This window comes from Microvirga makkahensis (genome assembly GCF_009830105.1).
GTDB lineage: Bacteria > Pseudomonadota > Alphaproteobacteria > Rhizobiales > Beijerinckiaceae > Microvirga > Microvirga makkahensis.
This window is the reverse complement of the sequence record NZ_WURB01000008.1, coordinates 151,474-169,347: the sequence shown is the minus strand read 5'-3', so window position 1 is coordinate 169,347 and position 17,874 is coordinate 151,474. Positions and strand designations below refer to the sequence as shown.

General features: G+C 63.1%; 16 protein-coding genes. 6 read left to right on the top strand and 10 right to left on the bottom strand.

The genetic code is table 11. The features are described 5' to 3' along the window. Positions 1-59: 59 nt before the first annotated feature. Both glnA and GR328_RS13415 read left to right on the top strand, forming a co-directional pair. Positions 60-1,469: a type I glutamate--ammonia ligase gene (glnA, locus tag GR328_RS13420; RefSeq protein ID WP_160885029.1), complete on the top strand. Its 1,410-nt coding sequence runs from the start codon at positions 60-62 to the stop codon at positions 1,467-1,469. A gap of 258 nt (positions 1,470-1,727) precedes the next feature. Further along, positions 1,728-2,078, top strand: coding sequence for a DUF1236 domain-containing protein (locus GR328_RS13415; protein ID WP_160885028.1), 351 nt, complete (start codon positions 1,728-1,730; stop codon positions 2,076-2,078). Between the two features lie 118 nt (positions 2,079-2,196). On the opposite strand, the gene GR328_RS13410 is transcribed toward GR328_RS13415, so the two are convergent. Continuing rightward, the gene (locus GR328_RS13410; protein WP_160885027.1) at positions 2,197-2,946 is read right to left on the bottom strand and encodes an outer membrane protein; all 750 of its coding nucleotides are present in this window, start codon (positions 2,944-2,946) and stop codon (positions 2,197-2,199) included. A gap of 310 nt (positions 2,947-3,256) precedes the next feature. Further along, on the bottom strand, positions 3,257-3,955 hold the full coding sequence (locus GR328_RS13405; RefSeq protein ID WP_160885026.1) for an alpha/beta fold hydrolase: 699 nt from the start codon (positions 3,953-3,955) through the stop codon (positions 3,257-3,259). A 173-nt stretch (positions 3,956-4,128) separates the two neighbouring features. Between GR328_RS13405 and GR328_RS13400 the strand changes: the two genes are divergently transcribed. After that, positions 4,129-5,589 (top strand): DEAD/DEAH box helicase, encoded by a 1,461-nt coding sequence (locus GR328_RS13400; protein ID WP_160885025.1) that lies wholly within the window; start codon positions 4,129-4,131, stop codon positions 5,587-5,589. Here GR328_RS13400 and GR328_RS13395 read toward each other — a convergent pair. Together GR328_RS13395 and GR328_RS13390 are read right to left on the bottom strand one after the other, a co-directional pair. Then, complete coding sequence (locus tag GR328_RS13395; protein WP_160885024.1) at positions 5,586-5,978, bottom strand: TfoX/Sxy family protein; 393 nt, start codon at positions 5,976-5,978, stop codon at positions 5,586-5,588. The genes GR328_RS13400 and GR328_RS13395 overlap by 4 nt on opposite strands. A 2-nt stretch (positions 5,979-5,980) precedes the next feature. Further along, entirely contained in the window at positions 5,981-6,361 is a 381-nt protein-coding gene (locus GR328_RS13390) for a HesB/IscA family protein (protein ID WP_160885023.1), read from the bottom strand. 170 nt (positions 6,362-6,531) lie between these two features. Here GR328_RS13390 and ybaL point away from each other — a divergent pair, with 170 nt between their 5' ends. Next, entirely contained in the window at positions 6,532-8,412 is a 1,881-nt protein-coding gene (gene ybaL, locus GR328_RS13385) for a YbaL family putative K(+) efflux transporter (RefSeq protein ID WP_160885022.1), read from the top strand. A gap of 172 nt (positions 8,413-8,584) precedes the next feature. Here the strand turns inward: ybaL and GR328_RS13380 are convergent, their stop codons facing one another. From GR328_RS13380 to GR328_RS13355, 6 genes are all read right to left on the bottom strand, one after another. Continuing rightward, a complete protein-coding gene (locus GR328_RS13380) occupies positions 8,585-8,968 on the bottom strand; it encodes an SUF system Fe-S cluster assembly protein (protein WP_160885021.1) in 384 nt (127 codons plus the stop codon). A gap of 11 nt (positions 8,969-8,979) precedes the next feature. Continuing rightward, complete coding sequence (locus GR328_RS13375; RefSeq protein WP_160885127.1) at positions 8,980-10,215, bottom strand: cysteine desulfurase; 1,236 nt, start codon at positions 10,213-10,215, stop codon at positions 8,980-8,982. 116 nt (positions 10,216-10,331) lie between these two features. Then, positions 10,332-11,645, bottom strand: a complete 1,314-nt coding sequence (sufD, locus tag GR328_RS13370) for a Fe-S cluster assembly protein SufD (RefSeq protein ID WP_160885020.1) — start codon at positions 11,643-11,645, stop codon at positions 10,332-10,334. Between the two features lie 2 nt (positions 11,646-11,647). Continuing rightward, on the bottom strand, positions 11,648-12,400 hold the full coding sequence (gene sufC / locus GR328_RS13365; protein ID WP_160885019.1) for a Fe-S cluster assembly ATPase SufC: 753 nt from the start codon (positions 12,398-12,400) through the stop codon (positions 11,648-11,650). A gap of 115 nt (positions 12,401-12,515) precedes the next feature. Next, the gene (gene sufB / locus GR328_RS13360; protein ID WP_160885018.1) at positions 12,516-13,988 is read right to left on the bottom strand and encodes a Fe-S cluster assembly protein SufB; all 1,473 of its coding nucleotides are present in this window, start codon (positions 13,986-13,988) and stop codon (positions 12,516-12,518) included. A gap of 68 nt (positions 13,989-14,056) precedes the next feature. Then, complete coding sequence (locus GR328_RS13355; protein WP_160885017.1) at positions 14,057-15,229, bottom strand: cysteine desulfurase family protein; 1,173 nt, start codon at positions 15,227-15,229, stop codon at positions 14,057-14,059. A gap of 232 nt (positions 15,230-15,461) precedes the next feature. Here GR328_RS13355 and GR328_RS13350 point away from each other — a divergent pair, with 232 nt between their 5' ends. Together GR328_RS13350 and tyrS are read left to right on the top strand one after the other, a co-directional pair. Next, entirely contained in the window at positions 15,462-16,118 is a 657-nt protein-coding gene (locus GR328_RS13350; protein ID WP_160885016.1) for an alpha/beta hydrolase, read from the top strand. 213 nt (positions 16,119-16,331) lie between these two features. After that, positions 16,332-17,594 (top strand): tyrosine--tRNA ligase, encoded by a 1,263-nt coding sequence (gene tyrS / locus GR328_RS13345; protein WP_160885015.1) that lies wholly within the window; start codon positions 16,332-16,334, stop codon positions 17,592-17,594. Positions 17,595-17,874: the final 280 nt, after the last annotated feature.

The window sequence follows — 17,874 nt, the reverse complement described above, 5'->3', positions numbered from 1 at the left end:
CGTCTCAAGCCGAGGCGTCAGCCGAGGACAATTTCAAGGGCAGAAGAGGACCTATCACCATGCAGACCGCCAAGGATGTGCTCAAGGCGATCAAAGATAACGACGTGAAATACGTCGACTTCCGTTTCACCGATCCGCGCGGCAAGTGGCAGCACGTGACCTTCGACGTGTCGATGGTCGATGAGGACCTGTTCGCCGACGGCATCATGTTCGATGGCTCCTCCATCGCCGGCTGGAAGGCGATCAACGAGTCCGACATGACCCTCATGCCCGACCCGACGACGGCCCAGATGGACCCCTTCTTCTCGGCGTCGACCATTTCGATCAACTGCGACATCCTGGAGCCGGCGACCGGCGAGCCGTATGGCCGCGATCCGCGCAGCATCGCCAAGAAAGCCGAGGCTTACCTGAAGTCCACGGGCATCGCCGACACGGTCTATGTCGGCCCCGAGGCCGAGTTCTTCGTGTTCGACGACGTGAAGTTCACTGCCGATCCCTACAACACCGGCTTCAAGCTCGACGCTGCCGAACTGCCGATCAACGGCGACACGGCCTACGAAGGCGGCAACCTCGGCCATCGCATCCCGGTCAAGGGCGGCTACTTCCCGGTTCCCCCGCTGGATTCGGCCCAGGACATGCGCAGCGAAATGCTCGCCGCCATGAAGTCCATGGGCGTGACGGTCGAGAAGCACCATCACGAGGTGGCCTCCGCCCAGCACGAGCTCGGCACGAAGTTCAACACCCTCGTCCGTACCGCCGACGAGATGCAGATCTACAAGTACTGCATCCACAACGTCGCCCAGTCCTACGGCAAGACGGCCACCTTCATGCCGAAGCCGGTTTACGGCGACAACGGCTCGGGCATGCACGTGCACCAGTCCCTCTGGAAGGACGGCAAACCCCTCTTCGCGGGCAACAAGTACGCCGACCTCAGCCAGGAATGCCTGTGGTACATCGGCGGCATCATCAAGCACGCCAAGGCTCTCAACGCCTTTACGAACCCGTCGACGAACTCCTACAAGCGTCTCGTCCCGGGCTACGAGGCTCCGGTCCTGCTGGCCTACTCGGCCCGCAACCGCTCGGCATCGTGCCGTATTCCGTGGACGACCTCGCCGAAGGCCAAGCGCGTCGAGGTTCGCTTCCCCGATCCGACCGCCAACCCGTATCTCGCTTTCGCGGCGTTGATGATGGCTGGTCTCGACGGCATTCTGAACAAGATCGATCCCGGCCAGGCCATGGACAAGGATCTCTACGACCTGCCCCCGAAGGAGCTCAAGAAGATCCCGACGGTCTGCGGCTCGCTGCGTGAAGCCCTCGCCAGCCTCGACAAGGACCGTGCGTTCCTCAAGGCCGGTGGCGTCTTCAACGACGACTTCATCGACAGCTATATCGAGCTGAAGATGACCGAGGTCGCTCGCTTCGAAATGACCCCGCATCCGGTCGAGTTCCAGATGTACTACTCGGTCTGAGCCGACACCTTTCCTCCCGGCTGCATATTTCATGGCGGCCTTCCTGCCGGAGCCCTCGGGGCTCCGGCTTTTTTTGTTCCGGCGCCGAGATCGCCGGAGGCCGTGTTCTAGGAATTGGATACCGGGTTCTAGGAAAAAGCTACGCCGAATCAGGAACGGTTTATTCTCCCTGCGAGTTACCCAGCCCGAGACGGGCAATCAGAGTTGACCGCGAGCTCGAGCCCGGCTCGAGCAAGAAAGCAGAGAGGAGTAGAGACTATGAAGAGCACCATGATCGCCGCAGCCGCCGCCATCGGCCTGCTCGCCGTCGCTCCGGCCGGCGCCCAGACCAGCGTGACCACCACGACGACGGAAACCACCGGCTCCATCACGATTGCTCCGGAAAAGCGTACCATCATCCGTGAGCGCTTGAGCACGGCAGAGCCGGTGACCGTGAAGGAAAAGGTCACGGTGGGCTGGACGGTGCCGGACACGGTCGAGCTGGAGACGGTTCCGGACACCATCGTGTCCGACATCCCGACCGTGAAGGGCTACAGCTATTTCGTCTACAACGACGACGTTGTCCTGGTGGACCCCAAGACCCGCAAGGTCGTGACCATCGTCGAGTAAGTCAAACCTGCCCCGGAAATGCCGTCCCATCATCGGGACGGCATTTCCTTTCTGTGGGCATAGAACGAAAAAAGGCCCGGGAAACCCCGGGCCTTCTCTGTCGCGGCTGCGACGGATCTTAGTAGGTGCCGAACTTGTAGCTCAGGCCCACGCGAACCGTGTGGAACTCGGGCTCCTGCTCGATCGCGCCACCAGCGACCAGGGTCGACTCGTTGTCGAAGTTGTCGAACTGGGTATAGCGGTACTCGACGCGAGCCGTCAGGTTGTTGGTGAAGGCGTACTCGACGCCAGCGCCAATCGTCCAACCCCACTGCGTGTCATCGAAGTCTTCGGTCACAATCGTGCCAGCGCCGTTGTTGTAGCTGTAGGTGTTCTCGAAGTTGGCGAAGGCCAGACCGCCGGTGGCGTAGACGAGCGCACGGTCGAAGGCGACACCAGCGCGAGCGCGCAGCGAGCCCTGGAAGTTAATGTCAGTAGAGGTCGTGAAGGCGTCGCCAGCGACGAGCACATCGTTGAAGGTCCGGTCACCATCGATCCCAGCGGCTTCGATGTCGCCCTCGAGGCCGACCACGAACGAGCCGAACTGAACATTGTAGCCGGCGTGCACGCCGCCGACGAAGCCGTCCGTGTCGAAGTCCGTACCACCGACGACGAAGGTCGGGGTCACGTCAACGCCGTCCACGAGCACGCGGGCCTCGTCCTCGCCCCATGCGTAGCCAGCCTGAGCACCGACGTAGAAGCCGGTCCAGGTGAAGACCGGAACAGCGGCCACGACCGGAGCCGGAGCGTAGCGGGAGGGAAGGTCAGCAGCCATTGCGCCAGCGGTCAGGCCGAGCAGGGCAACCGAAGAGAGGAGAATCTTTTTCATTGGCTTATCCATTCGCGAAGAACGCTATGGCCGTGGTTGTATCGCAAGGTTGACGTAACGTCTGTCACCTTTGTGCAACAGCGGGAGAGGACAGGATGCGACCTCTCCAATTCCGCAGGGTAGGACCTTCAGGCAGGCCGCTGCGTGTCGGAGCGCCATCGAAGCGAGCCCGCAAGTAATGAAGCCTAACCCGTTATAATTTATAGAAGTTTTGGGATCGCGCCCAAACCGAAGCGCTCGAGATTTCGCGCTCCGGACCGGTAAGAAATCATTGACCATGCCGAAAGAGGACGCCCCGGCCGCTGTTGGCTCAGCCCTCTTCGAGCCAAAGCCGCATGGCCTGAGCCACCCGCTCTGGCTGCTCCAACGTGGAGAGATGTCCGGATTCGGGAATCACTGCGAGCGATGCCCACTCGATCATGTCGGCCATCTCGTGAGCGATCTCGGGAGGCGTGATGAGATCGCCCTCCCCGACGAGAATCAATGTCGGGATTTCGATTCCCGGCAGCAAAGGCCGGGAATCCGCGCGGCCCATGATGGCACGCTGCTGTCTGACATAGGCATCCGCGCCAGTCTCCTGCAGCATTCCGAACACCGCGTCCTGGAGAATCCGGTCGGCCTGACGTTTGGGGTGTACCAGGCGCGGCCAGAGCTTCGAGTGGATGTCCTCAAGTCGCCCTGCCTGCGCCAGAGCGATGAGCCGCTCGCGATCCCTGCTGGCCTCGGGCGTATCGGGTCTGGCGCTCGTATCGAGCAGGGCAAGCCGCCGGACACGCTCGGGAGCCTGACGCAGGACCTCGAGAGCCACGTACCCGCCCATGGAGAGGCCCGCCAGGGCGAAGTTCTCCGGAGCATCCATCAAAAGGCGGGAAGCGATTGCAGGAATCGAATCATCCCGCGTATGATCGGCGACGATAACGTTCCTGATTCCGGACAGGGCGGCGATCTGAGCGTCGAACAGGTGCGCCGTGCAGGCCAAACCGGGAATCAGGATCAATGTTTCGGCCATATCGTCGTTCCTTTGCAAGTTTGCTTGTATTGACAAGCGCATAGCTTGTCCTATGGTCCCGCCACACCTCACCTTGAGCAAGAGCCTCAGGTGAAACCAGTCTCGCGCCTGTTTGTTGCCGTAGAGCGCGGCCGGCAGCGTCAGCGCACCCTGCCCTAACGGTATAGAGATTCATGTCGTTCGCCGAACTCGGACTTAGCGATAAAGTTCAACAGGCTGTTGCCTCTGCCGGTTATACGGAGCCGACGCCCATCCAGGCCCAGGCCATCCCCCACGTGCTTGCCCGTAAGGACGTGCTGGGGATCGCCCAAACCGGCACAGGCAAGACGGCGGCCTTCACGCTGCCGATGCTCACATTGCTCGAGCATGGCCGGGCCCGGGCCCGCATGCCGCGCACGCTCATCCTGGAGCCCACCCGCGAGCTGGCGGCTCAGGTCCAGGAAAATTTCGACAGGTACGGGGCCAACCACAAGCTCTCCGTGGCCCTGCTGATCGGAGGCGTCTCCTTCGGCGACCAGGACGCCAAGATCACCCGGGGAGTGGACGTGCTGATCGCAACACCCGGCCGCCTGCTCGACCACTTCGAACGCGGCAAGCTCCTGCTGACAGGGGTCGAACTCCTCGTCATCGACGAGGCCGACCGCATGCTCGACATGGGCTTCATTCCCGATATCGAGCGCATCGTGAAACTCGTGCCCTTCACGCGCCAGACCCTTTTCTTCTCCGCGACGATGCCGCCCGAGATCCAGCGTCTCGCGGATGCCTTCCTGCACAATCCGGTCAAGGTCGAAGTGGCCCGCGCCGCCTCCACGGCGGCGACGATCACCCAGCGCCTCGTGGCGACTGGACGTCAGGACTGGGAAAAGCGGGAGACGCTGCGCGGGTTGATCCGCAATGCGACCGACCTGCAGAACGCCGTCGTCTTCTGCAATCGCAAGCGTGACGTGGCCGTGCTCCATCGCTCCCTGCAGAAGCACGGTTTCGCCGCCGTGGCCCTTCACGGCGACATGGACCAGCATGCCCGAATGGCAGCCCTCGACAGCTTCCGCAGCGGAGAGATGCCCATTCTCGTGGCGAGCGACGTGGCGGCCCGCGGGCTCGACATCCCCACGGTGAGCCATGTGTTCAACTACGACGTGCCCCATCACGCGGAGGACTACGTCCACCGTATCGGCCGCACGGGCCGTGCCGGGCGCGCCGGTCAGTCATTCACCCTCGTCAGCCCTGGCGATGAGAAATCGCTGGCCGCCATCGAGAAGCTGATCAACACCTCCATCGAATGGGAAGGCCCCACCCTCGCCGAGCTCCCACCATCGGAGGGGCCCTCTTCCCGCCGTCGCGGTGGCCGAAGCGAAGAGCGCTCCTCCCGCGGCCGCAAGGTCAAGGTCCGAACCGGCGGCCGTCAGCGTTCCGGGAGCGACCAGATCCACGAGGAGGCGCCACCCGCCCGAGAGGCGCCAGCCCCGCAACCGGAGCAATCCGCCCGCAAATCACGCCCCGAGCGGGAACGCCCTGCTTCCAAGGGCAATCCGGCGGGCCGAACCCGCCGCGAGGATGATGACGTTCCTGTGAAGGGTATGGGCGATCACGTTCCGGCTTTCCTGTTGCGGCCGGTCACGATCAAGAAGTCCTAGAGCGCAGGTTCCGAGACTGACTTTCGGGGCCTTCGGGTGGACAAGGGCTTCTTCGCCTTCTTCATGCCTGAGGCTTTCGACCGCAGAGCCGCCCCGAGAGCTGCGCAGGCCAGATCCGCAGCGTCCTCCGGGTCGTCCAGAGCCGATTCCGGTATGAGCCAGTAGCTCATGATCGTGGTCCGGCCATCCTTCGTCCGGTAGCTGAAAGGCTGCGAGCCGCGATCGCGGAAACGGTCAACGGTCTCGTCATCGGCTTTCAGGTAGAGCGCGCCGTCGCTTTCGAGGGCGAACATGACTCCGTCGCGATAGATCCCCTGCCCGCCGAACATGCGGCGGATGCCGACTGAGCCAAATGCCTGAAAGACGTCGCGGATGGCCTCGGCATCCATGGCTAGCCTGCGGCATGGAGCGTGGGAGGCGTGGCCGGCGTGATCGCAACGGATTCGCCGCAGCCGCAGGCCGAGGTCTGGTTCGGGTTGTTGAAGACGAACTGCGACGACATCTTCGTCGTCTGGAAATCCATCTGCGTGCCCAGCAGGAACAGCACCGCCTTGGGGTCGATGAGCACGGTCACGCCCTTGTCCTCGACCACCTCATCGAGGGGGGTGATGCTTTCCGCGTATTCCATGGTGTAGGACATGCCGGCGCAGCCGCCGTTCTTCACGCCGACGCGAACGCCGACGATGGGCCTGTCCGCCTTGGCGATGATGTCCTTGACACGGTTTGCCGCCGCGTCGGTCAAGGTTACGACCTTGAGTCGGGGTAGAGCCATGAGCCTTCTCTCCTGACAGCCGGGTTCAAGGCCCGGGCAGAACGAGTACGATAGAATTCATAGATAAGAGATCCATGGGCAAACGTCGAGATCAACGGGGTTGTGAAGACGGCCCCGTTGCCTCATACCGGGTATGCTCCCCTTAGAATAGAACTCATGAAGGAGAACAGATGCCGCATGATATGCCGCTGATATCGACGATCGTCATCGGCCTCGTCCTGGCCTTCGTTCTCGGTGCCATCGCCCAGCGGCTCCGCATCTCCCCCCTCGTCGGCTACCTTCTGGCAGGCGTTCTCGTCGGCCCCTTCACGCCTGGATACGTGGCCGATCAGGCGCTCTCCAACCAGCTTGCCGAGATCGGCGTGGTCCTGCTGATGTTCGGCGTCGGCCTTCACTTCTCCTTGAAGGATCTCCTGTCCGTCCGGGCCATCGCCGTCCCCGGTGCCGTCGTCCAGATCGTTAGCGCCACGCTTTTGGGCATGGGGCTCGCCTGGCTCATGGGCTGGGACATGAAGGCAGGAATCGTCTTCGGCCTCGCCCTGTCCGTGGCCAGTACCGTCGTGCTTTTGCGTGCCTTGCAGGAGCGCCGCCTCGTGGAAACGGAGCGCGGCCACATCGCCGTCGGCTGGCTGATCGTCGAGGATCTGGCCATGGTCCTGACCCTGGTTCTCCTTCCGGCCTTCGCGAATGCGACCGCAGGTGCAGGCGCCGATCCGCAAGCCATCCTGGTCTCGCTCGGCCTCACCTTCGGCAAGGTGCTGGCCTTCCTGGCGATCATGCTGATCGTGGGCCGACGGGTGATCCCCTGGATCCTGCACTACATGGCCCATACAGGCTCCCGTGAGCTGTTTCGCCTATCGGTCCTCGCCATCGCCCTCGGCACGGCCTTCGGCGCAGCGGAAATGTTCGGCGTGTCCTTCGCGCTCGGCGCCTTCTTCGCCGGCATGGTCCTGAGCGAGTCGGAACTCAGCCATCGCGCCGCGTCGGAGACGCTCCCGCTTCGGGACGCCTTCGCGGTGCTGTTCTTCGTGTCGGTCGGCATGCTGTTCGACCCGATGATCCTGATCAACGATTTCGCGCCGGTGCTGGCCACATTCCTGATCATCGTCGTCGGCAAGTCGCTGGCGGCTTATGGAATCGTTCGCCTGTTCCGTCACCCGGACACCACCGCTCTTACCATCGCGGCGAGCCTTGCTCAGATCGGCGAGTTCTCGTTCATCCTCGCGGGTCTCGGGGTGGAGCTCCAGCTGTTGCCCCAGGAGGGGCGAGACCTGATCCTGGCGGGCGCGATCCTCTCGATCATGATGAACCCTTTCCTGTTCACACTTCTGGACCGTTGGTTCGTCAGACGGGAAACGAAGGCCGAGAAGGCGGAGAGGGGCGAGACTGGTGCCGCGGCGGCGGCACCGGACGAGCATCCTCCAGTCGCCCGGGAGCCGCTGCCTCAAACCTCTTTGACGGATCATGTGGTCCTCGTGGGCCATGGCCGGGTCGGCAAGTTCATCACCCGGAAGCTCACCGCTACCGGAACCCCCTTCCTGATCATCGAGACGGACAAGTCGCAGCTCGCCGATCTGCCGCAGGACGGCGTCGAGAGCATCATCGGCAATGCTGCGGACCCGGAGATCGCCGCGGCGGCCAATGTCGGTGCGGCCCGCTGCCTCCTGGTCGCCATTCCGGATGCCTTCGAGAGCGGTCAGGTCGTCGAGCAGGCCCGCAGGATCAACCCGGGCCTGCCGATCGTCGTGCGCGTTCATTCTTCCGCGCAGGAGGATCATGTCATGAAATACGGGGCGACACGCGTGGTCATGGGCGAGCAGGAAATCGCCCGGGCCATGGTCTCCGCGGTTCCTGACGCCCCGCGCCAGCCGATTCTCTCATCCGTCGAGGAGGCGGATGAGATCGTGGACGATCGAGCGGACGAAAGCACTCCGGAGCCGGATCGAGAAGAATCCTTGCCGCACACGTTCCGGCCGGAGGCCGATGTGATGAGCGGGAACGCTCCTGAACCACGGCCATCGGATCAACATGCGGACGAGCCGGGGCGCTGAGAGTGGTTCCGTGGCGTGGGGACGGAACCGATTATCCGCTTCCGAGCGCAATCGAGCGGGACCGGCGTGCCAGGCTTGCCCGACACGCCTTCGTCATCCCCGGCCTTCTGCCGCCTGTGACGGGAAGGGACGGATAAGAATTCGAAGAGTAACGCAGGAACGCCCTTATCGGCTACCACATGTCGAGAGCGACACGCGCCTCGTCGGACATGCGGCTCTGGTCCCACGGCGGGTCGAAGACGATGGTGGCCTTCACGCTCTGCACGCCCGGCACCGTGGCCACCGCGTTCTCGACCCAGCCGGGCATCTCGCCGGCGACGGGGCAGCCTGGAGCCGTGAGAGTCATGTCGATGGACACGTTGCGGTCGTCGTCGATATCGACGCGGTAGATCAAGCCGAGTTCGTAGATGTCGGCAGGAATTTCCGGGTCGTAGACGGTTTTCAGCGCCGCGATGATGTCGTCCGTCATGCGGTCGAGTTCTTCTGGCGGAATCCCGGAGCCGGGTGACACCTGCGGCGCGTTGGGCCCGTCTTGAATGGGAGTCTGGTCGTTCACAGGTTTATCCTTCAGGCAAACAGAGTTTCCGCCTTCTGCAAGGCGTCCACCATTTTATCGACCTCTTCCACGGTGTTGTAGAGGCCGAACGATGCACGGCAGGTAGAGGTCGCGCCGAAGCGGTTCAAGAGCGGCATGGCGCAATGGGTGCCGGCCCGCACCGCCACGCCCTGACGGTCGATGATCGTGGCGACGTCGTGGGCGTGCGCGTTCCTCATCTCGAAGGCGATGATCGGGCCCTTGCCCTTGGCCTGGCCGATGATGCGGATGGAGTTCATCGCCCGCAGGCGCTCGTGGGCATAGGCCGATACGGCCTCCTCGTGAGCACGGATGTTCTCGCGGCCGAGTTCCATCATGAAACGCAGGGCCGCATCGAGGCCGATGGCCTCCAGGATCGCGGGCGTGCCGGCCTCGAAGCGATGCGGCGGATCGTTGTAAGTGATCGCATCCTCGCGCACTTCGCGGATCATTTCGCCGCCGCCCTGATATGGCGGCAATTTCTCGAGAAGCTCACGCTTGCCGTAGAGAACCCCGATGCCCGTCGGCCCATAAACCTTGTGGCCCGTGAACACGTAGAAATCGGCATCGAGCGCGCGCACGTCCACATCGAGATGCACCGCGCCCTGAGCGCCGTCCACGAGCACGGGCACTCCATGGGCGTGGGCGATGCGGATGATCTCCTTGATCGGCGTCACGGTGCCGAGCACGTTGGACATGTGCGTGATGGCGACCATCTTCGTGCGGGCCGAGAAGAGCTTCTCGAACTCCTCGATGAGGAAGTTGCCGTCGTCGTCCACCGGCGCCCATTTGATGACCGCCCCTTTCCGCTCGCGCAGGAAGTGCCAGGGCACGATGTTGGAATGGTGCTCCATGATGGAGAGGATGATCTCGTCCCCCTCCCCGATATTCATGCGGCCGAAGGAATCCGCCACGAGATTGTAGGCTTCCGTGGCCGACTTCGTGAAGACGATCTCGTCGACGGAACCGGCATTGATGAACGCACGCACGGTCTCCCTCGCGCGCTCGAAGCCCTCGGTCGCCATGTTAGCCATGTAGTGCAGGCCGCGATGGACGTTGGCGTAGCCCGTCTCCATGGCATTCACCATGGCATCGATCACCGCCTTCGGCTTTTGGGCCGAGGCGGCGTTGTCGAGATAGACGAGCGGCTTGCCATAGACCTGCTGCGACAGGATAGGAAACTGCGCCCGGATCGCCTCGACGTCGTATGGCTTCACTTGCATGTTCATGGCCTGAACCGTTTCTCTGCCGTCATGACCCGGGTATGTCCCGGCCATCCACGCCTCCCACGCCGATGCGGAGCAAGGACGTGGATGCCCGGCACGGGGCCGGGCATGACGAGGGGTTACGCGCGAGCCTTCAGCCAGCTCTCGACGGTGGTGACCAGGGCCTCACGGGCGCTTTCGTTCTCTACGAACTCGATCGCCTCGCCGAGGAAGGCCTGAACCAGAAGGCTTTCGGCATCCTTCTTCGGCAACCCGCGAGCCATGAGGTAAAACAGCAGATCCTCGTCGAGCTGACCGCAGGTGGCACCATGGGCGCATTGCACGTCGTCGGCGAAGATCTCGAGCTCGGGCTTGTTGTTCATCGAGCCGCCCTCCGCGAGGAGGAGCGCCGCCGACATCATGCGGCCATCGGTCTTCTGCGCATGATGCGGAACAATGATCTTGCCTTGGAATACGCCGGTCGCCTCGTTGTCGATGACCGTCTTGAACAGCTCGCGGCTTTCGCAATGGAGCGCGTTGTGCTCGACCACGAGGGTGGAATCGCTGTGCTGCGAGCCTTTGAGCATGCTCGCGCCATTGACCCGCAGGTTGGTGTTCTCGCCGTCGAGGATGGCGTAGACCTGGTGGCGCGAGGTGGCTGCACCTGCCACCACGTTGATGCTGTTGAACGTCGCTTCGCCCCCGATCTTCATGGCGAGGGTCGAGAGCGCCAGGGTCTTGTCGCCCTCGGCGTTCAGGCGCACGTGCTGCACGTTCGACCGGTCGCCAGCGATCATCTCCATCACGTCGTTCGGCTGATGGTTGGTGCCGTCCGTGCTCTCGTGGGACTCGAGGAGCGTGACGGAAGCGTCGTCCTCCACTACCACCAGAACGCGCGTGGCAGTGGCGACCGCGGAACCGGCGGCGGTCACGAAGCGCAGGTGAACCGGGGTCTCGACGGCGCCAGCGACACGGATCATCACCCCATCGGCCATGAAGGACGTGTTGAGCTGATAGATCGGGTTGTCGCTGGCCCAGGTGACGGGGCTGAGCTTCGCCAGCCACTCGTGGCCGTTGGCGAGAGCCTCGCGCAGCGGCACGATCTCGATGCCTTCCGGCAGGTTGTGGAAGTCTACCGCCTCGCGCACAAAATGGCCGTTCACGAAAGGCACCTGAAGCGCGCTCACATCAGCGAACGCCTTCGACTCCCGCAGCGCAGCCTTGGCCTCTTCGGCCGAAGGGACGTTCGCGAAAGGAGCGATTTCACGCAGAAGCGCGCGAAGGTCCGTGTACTTGAACTCCTCCACCCGGCGGTGCGGGAGCCCACGCGAGGAGAACTGCTCGAAAGCCTGGGCGCGCGATTCCGCGTTGCCCGGAAGCATGTTCTTCGCGCTCTCGAATGCCTGCGCCAGGGCCGATTCCGCTGGCGTCTTCATGAGGGTCACGTCAGCCATGGTCACGCGGCCTCGCTTTCGCGGTAATCTGCGTAGCCGTTGGCCTCGAGCTCGAGAGCGAGCTCCTTACCGCCGGTACGCACGATACGGCCGCCATGCATCACGTGCACGGTATCGGGTACGATGTGGTTGAGCAGGCGCTGATAGTGCGTGATGACCAGGAACGCGCGATCAGGCGAGCGGAGCGCGTTCACGCCTTCGGACACGATCCGCAGCGCGTCGATATCGAGGCCGGAATCGGTCTCATCGAGGATGCAGAAGGACGGCTGGAGCAACGCCATCTGCAGGATCTCCATGCGCTTCTTCTCACCGCCGGAGAAGCCGACATTGAGGGCGCGCTTGAGCATATCTTTGGGCATCTCGAGCTTGGCGGCGGCTGCGTTCACCTGCTTGATGAAGTCGGGCGTCGACAGTTCGTCCTGCCCGCGCGCCTTGCGCTGGGCGTTGAGAGCGGCCTTCAGGAAGGTCATGGTGCCAACGCCGGGAATCTCCAACGGGTACTGGAACGCCAGGAACACACCGGCAGCGGCGCGCTGATCGGGCTCCATCTCCAGAAGGTTCTGGCCGTCGAGCAGGATCTCGCCGTCGAGGACCTCGTAGTCCTCCTTACCGGCGATCACATAGGAGAGCGTCGACTTGCCCGAGCCGTTCGGGCCCATGATGGCGGCAACCTCGCCCTTGTTCACGGTGAGGTCGAGGCCGTTGAGAATGCGCTTGTCCTCGATCTGGACAACGAGGTTCTTGATTTCGAGCATCTGAGTATTCCGTTGTTTGAGGCGTGGATGACCGGATCAAGTCCTGCCATGACGGGCATGGAGCATCTCGCGTCATGCCCGGGACAGGCCCGGGCATCCACAACCTGTTCCTGAATTAACCGACCGAGCCTTCCAGCGAGATCGAGATGAGCTTCTGGGCTTCCACGGCGAACTCCATGGGGAGCTGCTGCAGGACGTCCTTGACGAAGCCGTTCACGATGAGCGCCGTCGCCTCCTCTTCGGAGAGGCCGCGCTGCTGGCAGTAGAACATCTGATCTTCGGAGATCTTGGATGTCGTCGCCTCGTGCTCGAACACGGCGGTCGAATTCTTCGACTCGATGTACGGCACTGTGTGCGCGCCGCACTGGTTGCCGATGAGCAGCGAGTCGCAGTTCGTGAAATTGCGCGCGCCGGTCGCCTTGCGGTGAGCCGATACGAGACCGCGATAGGTGTTCTCGGACTTGCCCGCGGCGATGCCCTTCGAGATGATCCGGCTCGTGGTGTTCTTGCCGAGATGGATCATCTTGGTGCCGGAATCGACCTGCTGCATGCCGTTCGACACGGCGATCGAGTAGAACTCGCCGCGCGAGTTGTCGCCGCGCAGGATGCAGGACGGATACTTCCACGTGATCGCCGAGCCCGTCTCCACCTGGGTCCAGGTGATGACCGAGTTCTTGCCCCGGCAATCGCCGCGCTTCGTCACGAAGTTGTAGATGCCGCCCTTTCCATGCGCATCGCCTGGATACCAGTTCTGGACCGTCGAGTACTTGATCTCCGCGTCGTCGAGCGCAATCAGCTCGACCACGGCGGCATGGAGCTGGTTCTCGTCACGCTTCGGAGCCGTGCAGCCCTCGAGATACGAGACGTAGGAGCCCTTGTCCGCGATGATGAGGGTGCGCTCGAACTGGCCCGTGTTCTTCTCGTTGATGCGGAAATAGGTGGACAGCTCCATCGGGCAGCGCACGCCCGGCGGCACGTAGACGAACGAGCCGTCGGTGAAGACCGCCGAGTTGAGCGTCGCGAAGAAGTTGTCCGTCACCGGCACGACCGTGCCGAGATACTGGCGCACGAGGTCCGGATATTCACGGATCGCCTCGGAGATCGGCATGAAGATCACACCGGCCTTCTTCAGCTCCTCCTTGAAGGTCGTCGCCACCGACACCGAGTCGAAGACGGCGTCCACGGCCACTCGGTTCTGGGGCTCGACGCCGGCAAGGATCTCCTGCTCGCGCAGCGGAATGCCGAGCTTCTCGTAGGTCTTGAGAATCTCGGGGTCCACCTCGTCGAGGGACTTCGGCGCCGGGTTGTTCTTGGGAGCGGCGTAATAATAGATGTCGTTGTAGTCGATCTTGTCGTACGACACGCGCGCCCAGTTCGGCTCCTTCATGGTAAGCCAACGCTTGTAGGCGTCGAGGCGCCATTGGAGCATCCACTCGGGCTCGCCCTTCTTGGCCGAGATGAAGCGGATCACGTCCTCGGAGAGGCCCTTCGGGGCCTTTTCCATTTCGACTTCGGTTTCGAAGCCGTACTTGTACTGATCGACGTCAATCGACCGAACCTGATCGATCGTCTCCTGCACTGCAGGCATCTGTCTCTCCCACCACTCACGGCTTCAAGGGCCGCGGGTTGATATGACATGGAAAACTGGCGGGGCTTCTAAGCCGCGCTCGCCTTCCGCTTATATAGGGTGGCCGCCACCTTTTCGCACGCCTCCGCAAAGCGGATGACGTCCTCTTTCGTGGTCGACCACCCCAAACTCACACGCAAAACACCCTCCGCGAGGGCAGGCTCCACGCCCATGGCGTCGAGCACATGCGACCGCTTGACCTTTCCGGACGAGCAGGCCGAACCGGAGGACAGGGCTACGCCCGCAAGATCGAAGGCGATCAATGCCGTCTCGGCCTTGAGGCCGGGTATGGCAAACGCCAAGGTGTTAGGCAACCTCTCCGCGCCTGCGCCCACAACAAGAGCGTCCGGCGCGATCCGGCGCACATGCGCCTGAGCTTCGTCCCTCAAGCCCCGCAGCCGCTCCGCCTCCTGCTCCAACCCTTTCAGGGCGAGCCCGGCCGCGGCTCCGAAGCCCGCGATGGCCGCCACGTTCTCGGTGCCGGCCCGGACATTCTTCTCCTGCCCGCCGCCGCGGATCAGGCGCTCGCCGATTTCGTACTGGTCGGAGGCGAGAACCAGAGCCCCCGCCCCTTTCGGCCCGCCAAACTTGTGGGCGGACAGTGTCAGCGCATCGACGCCCAAGCCCGGGAGATCGACCGGTACCCGGCCCGCCGCCTGCACCGCATCGGTGTGAACGAGCCCGCCATGCCCGTGAACGAGCTTCGCGATCTCGGAAACGGGCTGGACGACGCCGGTCTCGTTATTGGCCAATTGGACGGAGACCAGAACACGCTCGCCGCCCACGGCTCCAAGATGGGCCTCGATCCAGGCCAGATCAAGGATACCCTGGTCGTCGACGGGGATTATTCCAACCTTGTCCGCCGGGAAGCGATGCCCGTTGAGAACGCAGGGGTGCTCGGTCGCTCCCACCAGGAGGCGCGTCGCGCCCCTCTGCCCGAGCTGGCGGAAGGAGGGCGTCAGAACGAGATTCGCGGCTTCCGTGCCCCCGCTCGTGAAGATCACGTTCTTGGCCCTGGAGCCGACAAGCCCGGCGACGGCGACCCGCGCCGCCTCGATCTCCGTCCGGGCCGCGCGGCCTTCCGCATGGACGGAAGAGGCGTTCCCGGGCAGTTGGTGCGCATGTAGTACCACCTCCGCCACCTCGGGCCGCAGGGGCGACGTGGCATTGTGATCGAGATATGTGCGCTGGCTCGTCGCCATGGCTGCCGTCTCACGCCTCACGAAAATCTTGCAAGTGACCCTGGTTGCCGTGTTAAAGCACCCCGACCACATGTGCCCATGTTTCCCCGGTGGCCTAAGTCACCGGATAATTGAAACAATGGAACAGTTTAGAAATATTCTAAGGGTTTCTTAAGGGAATCCGAGACCTGGAGTCAAGGTCGCACGGGGGTTTCCCTCTCTATTCGGAGAGGCGATCAAGAGGTTCGCGTATATGCCTGAAGTCATCTTCACGGGTCCCGCCGGTCGAATCGAGGGGCGGTATCAGCCTGCCAAGGAGAAGGGCGCTCCGATCGCCATCATCCTGCATCCGCACCCGCAATTCGGCGGGACGATGAACAACCAGATTGTCTATAACCTGTACTATGACTTCGTGAAGCGGGGCTTCTCGGTCCTGCGCTTCAACTTCCGCGGCGTGGGGCGGAGCCAGGGCTCCTTCGATCATGGTCAGGGCGAGCTGTCGGATGCGGCGGCCGCGCTCGACTGGGCTCAGGCCATGAACCCGGATGCCCGCGCCTGCTGGATCGCCGGGGTGTCGTTCGGCGCCTGGATCGGTATGCAGCTCCTGATGCGCCGCCCGGAGATCGAGGGGTTCATCTCGATCGCCGCCATGGCGAACCGGTACGACTTCTCATTCCTCGCCCCCTGCCCCTCCTCCGGCCTCTTCGTGCACGGCTCCGAGGATCGCGTGGCCCCGGTGAAGGACGTGGTCAGCGTCATCGAGAAGGTGAAAACCCAGAAGGGCGTGAAGCTCGAGCACGCGGTCGTCGACGGCGCCAACCACTTCTTCGACGGCAAGGTCGACGAACTGATGTCGGCCGTGGACGCGTATCTCGACAAGCGGCTCGGCAATACGGAAGAAGCCGCCTGAGACGGGCCGGCGACGACAAGGGCAGGTGATTCACCTGCCCTTTCGTTTGGCGGGTCGGATCTAGAGCTGTTTCGCCCCGAGCGGATTCATCTCCCTTCTCTAGTTAGCCGGTCGTGGAGACGAAATCTTCCGGGCGATGAATTCCTGCGCGGTTGCGACGGCAGGTAAAACTGGTACAGGGGATGCTCTCCTCTCGCGAAACCGAGTACCGCCATGACTGCGCCGAAATCCGATTTCCTCAGAGTGCTCACCGAGCGAGGCTTCATTCACCAGACCTCCGATTTCGAGGGAGTGGATGCGGCGGCCCTCGAGAACCGGCTGACGACCTATGTGGGCTACGACTGCACGGGACCGTCCCTGCACGTGGGCCACCTGCTCTCGATCATGATGCTGCATTGGCTTCAGAAGACCGGGGCCGGCAAGCCGATCACGCTCATGGGCGGCGGCACGACCCGCGTCGGTGACCCTTCGGGCAAGGACGAGAGCCGCAAGCTCCTGACCGTGGAGCAGATCGAAGGCAACAAGGAGAGCATCAAGACGGTGTTTTCGCGCTTCATCGGCTTCGGCGAGGGCACGACCGACGCCATGATGGTGGACAATGCCGAGTGGCTGACCAGGCTCAACTACATCGATTTCCTGCGCGATGTGGGCCGCCATTTCTCGGTCAACCGCATGCTGTCCTTCGATAGCGTCAAGCTGCGCCTCGAACGTGAGCACGAGCTTTCTTTCCTGGAGTTCAACTACATGATCCTCCAGGCCTACGACTTCGTAGAGCTCAACAAGCGCTACGGCTGCATTCTGCAGATGGGCGGCTCGGACCAGTGGGGCAACATCGTCAACGGTATCGATCTCGGCCGCCGCCTCGGCACGCCGCAGCTCTACGCCGTCACCTGCCCGCTCCTGACTACAGCTTCCGGCGCCAAGATGGGGAAGACCGCCTCCGGCGCGGTCTGGCTCAACGCCGACATGCTGAGCCCCTACGATTACTGGCAGTTCTGGCGCAACACCGAGGATGCGGACGTCGGTCGTTTCCTGAAGCTGTTCACCGTCCTGCCGATGGACGAAATCGCCAAGCTCGCCGCCTTGGAGGGCGCCGAGATCAACGAGGCCAAGAAGGTTCTGGCGACGGAAGCCACCGCCCTGCTCCATGGCCGCGAGGCGGCGCAGCTCGCAGCCGAGACGGCGCAGAAGACCTTCGAGCAGGGTATGCTCGCGGAAAGCCTTCCCACCGTCGAGGTCCCGTCAAGCATCCTGAAGGAAGGCCTTGGCGTGCTCACCGCCTTCGGTCCGGACTACGCGAAGCTCGTGCCCTCATCGAGCGAAGCGCGCCGTCAGGTGAAGAGCGGGGGCCTGAAGGTCAACGACCAGACAGTCTCCGACGAACGGAGCAGCTTGAGCCTCTCGGATCTCACGGGAGAAGGCGTGATCAAACTGTCCTTCGGCAAGAAGAAGCACGTGCTTCTGCGGGTAGTCTGAGGACCAAGGGCCGGGAGCGCATCGGAAGCCGCTCCCCCTCATCCCGAGAACGCGAGCTCGTTCCTAAGTCATGACCGGGTTCGTCTCGACTATCCCGATCAGATGAGCACGGCGCGTCACACGATGGGGATCACAAGGCCGGTGGTGACGAGGGTGGGTATGAGACGGCGACGCACCCCCACCGTCATGGCCGAGCTTGTCTCGGCCATCCCGATCGGAAAGGCACGGAGCCTCCATGTTCCGATCACCGGCACAGGGCTGGTAATGACGGAAGGTGGGA

Excerpts from the sequence above, each read along its gene's own strand:
- glnA (WP_160885029.1), top strand. The coding sequence starts at position 60 with ATGCAGACCGCCAAGGATGTGCTCAAGGCGATCAAAGATAACGACGTG.
- GR328_RS13415 (WP_160885028.1), top strand. The coding sequence starts at position 1,728 with ATGAAGAGCACCATGATCGCCGCAGCCGCCGCCATCGGCCTGCTCGCC.
- GR328_RS13410 (WP_160885027.1), bottom strand. The coding sequence starts at position 2,946 with ATGAAAAAGATTCTCCTCTCTTCGGTTGCCCTGCTCGGCCTGACCGCT.
- GR328_RS13405 (WP_160885026.1), bottom strand. The coding sequence starts at position 3,955 with ATGGCCGAAACATTGATCCTGATTCCCGGTTTGGCCTGCACGGCGCAC.
- GR328_RS13400 (WP_160885025.1), top strand. The coding sequence starts at position 4,129 with ATGTCGTTCGCCGAACTCGGACTTAGCGATAAAGTTCAACAGGCTGTT.
- GR328_RS13395 (WP_160885024.1), bottom strand. The coding sequence starts at position 5,978 with ATGGATGCCGAGGCCATCCGCGACGTCTTTCAGGCATTTGGCTCAGTC.
- GR328_RS13390 (WP_160885023.1), bottom strand. The coding sequence starts at position 6,361 with ATGGCTCTACCCCGACTCAAGGTCGTAACCTTGACCGACGCGGCGGCA.
- ybaL (WP_160885022.1), top strand. The coding sequence starts at position 6,532 with ATGCCGCATGATATGCCGCTGATATCGACGATCGTCATCGGCCTCGTC.
- GR328_RS13375 (WP_160885127.1), bottom strand. The coding sequence starts at position 10,215 with ATGAACATGCAAGTGAAGCCATACGACGTCGAGGCGATCCGGGCGCAG.
- sufD (WP_160885020.1), bottom strand. The coding sequence starts at position 11,645 with ATGGCTGACGTGACCCTCATGAAGACGCCAGCGGAATCGGCCCTGGCG.
- sufC (WP_160885019.1), bottom strand. The coding sequence starts at position 12,400 with ATGCTCGAAATCAAGAACCTCGTTGTCCAGATCGAGGACAAGCGCATT.
- sufB (WP_160885018.1), bottom strand. The coding sequence starts at position 13,988 with ATGCCTGCAGTGCAGGAGACGATCGATCAGGTTCGGTCGATTGACGTC.
- GR328_RS13355 (WP_160885017.1), bottom strand. The coding sequence starts at position 15,229 with ATGGCGACGAGCCAGCGCACATATCTCGATCACAATGCCACGTCGCCC.
- GR328_RS13350 (WP_160885016.1), top strand. The coding sequence starts at position 15,462 with ATGCCTGAAGTCATCTTCACGGGTCCCGCCGGTCGAATCGAGGGGCGG.
- tyrS (WP_160885015.1), top strand. The coding sequence starts at position 16,332 with ATGACTGCGCCGAAATCCGATTTCCTCAGAGTGCTCACCGAGCGAGGC.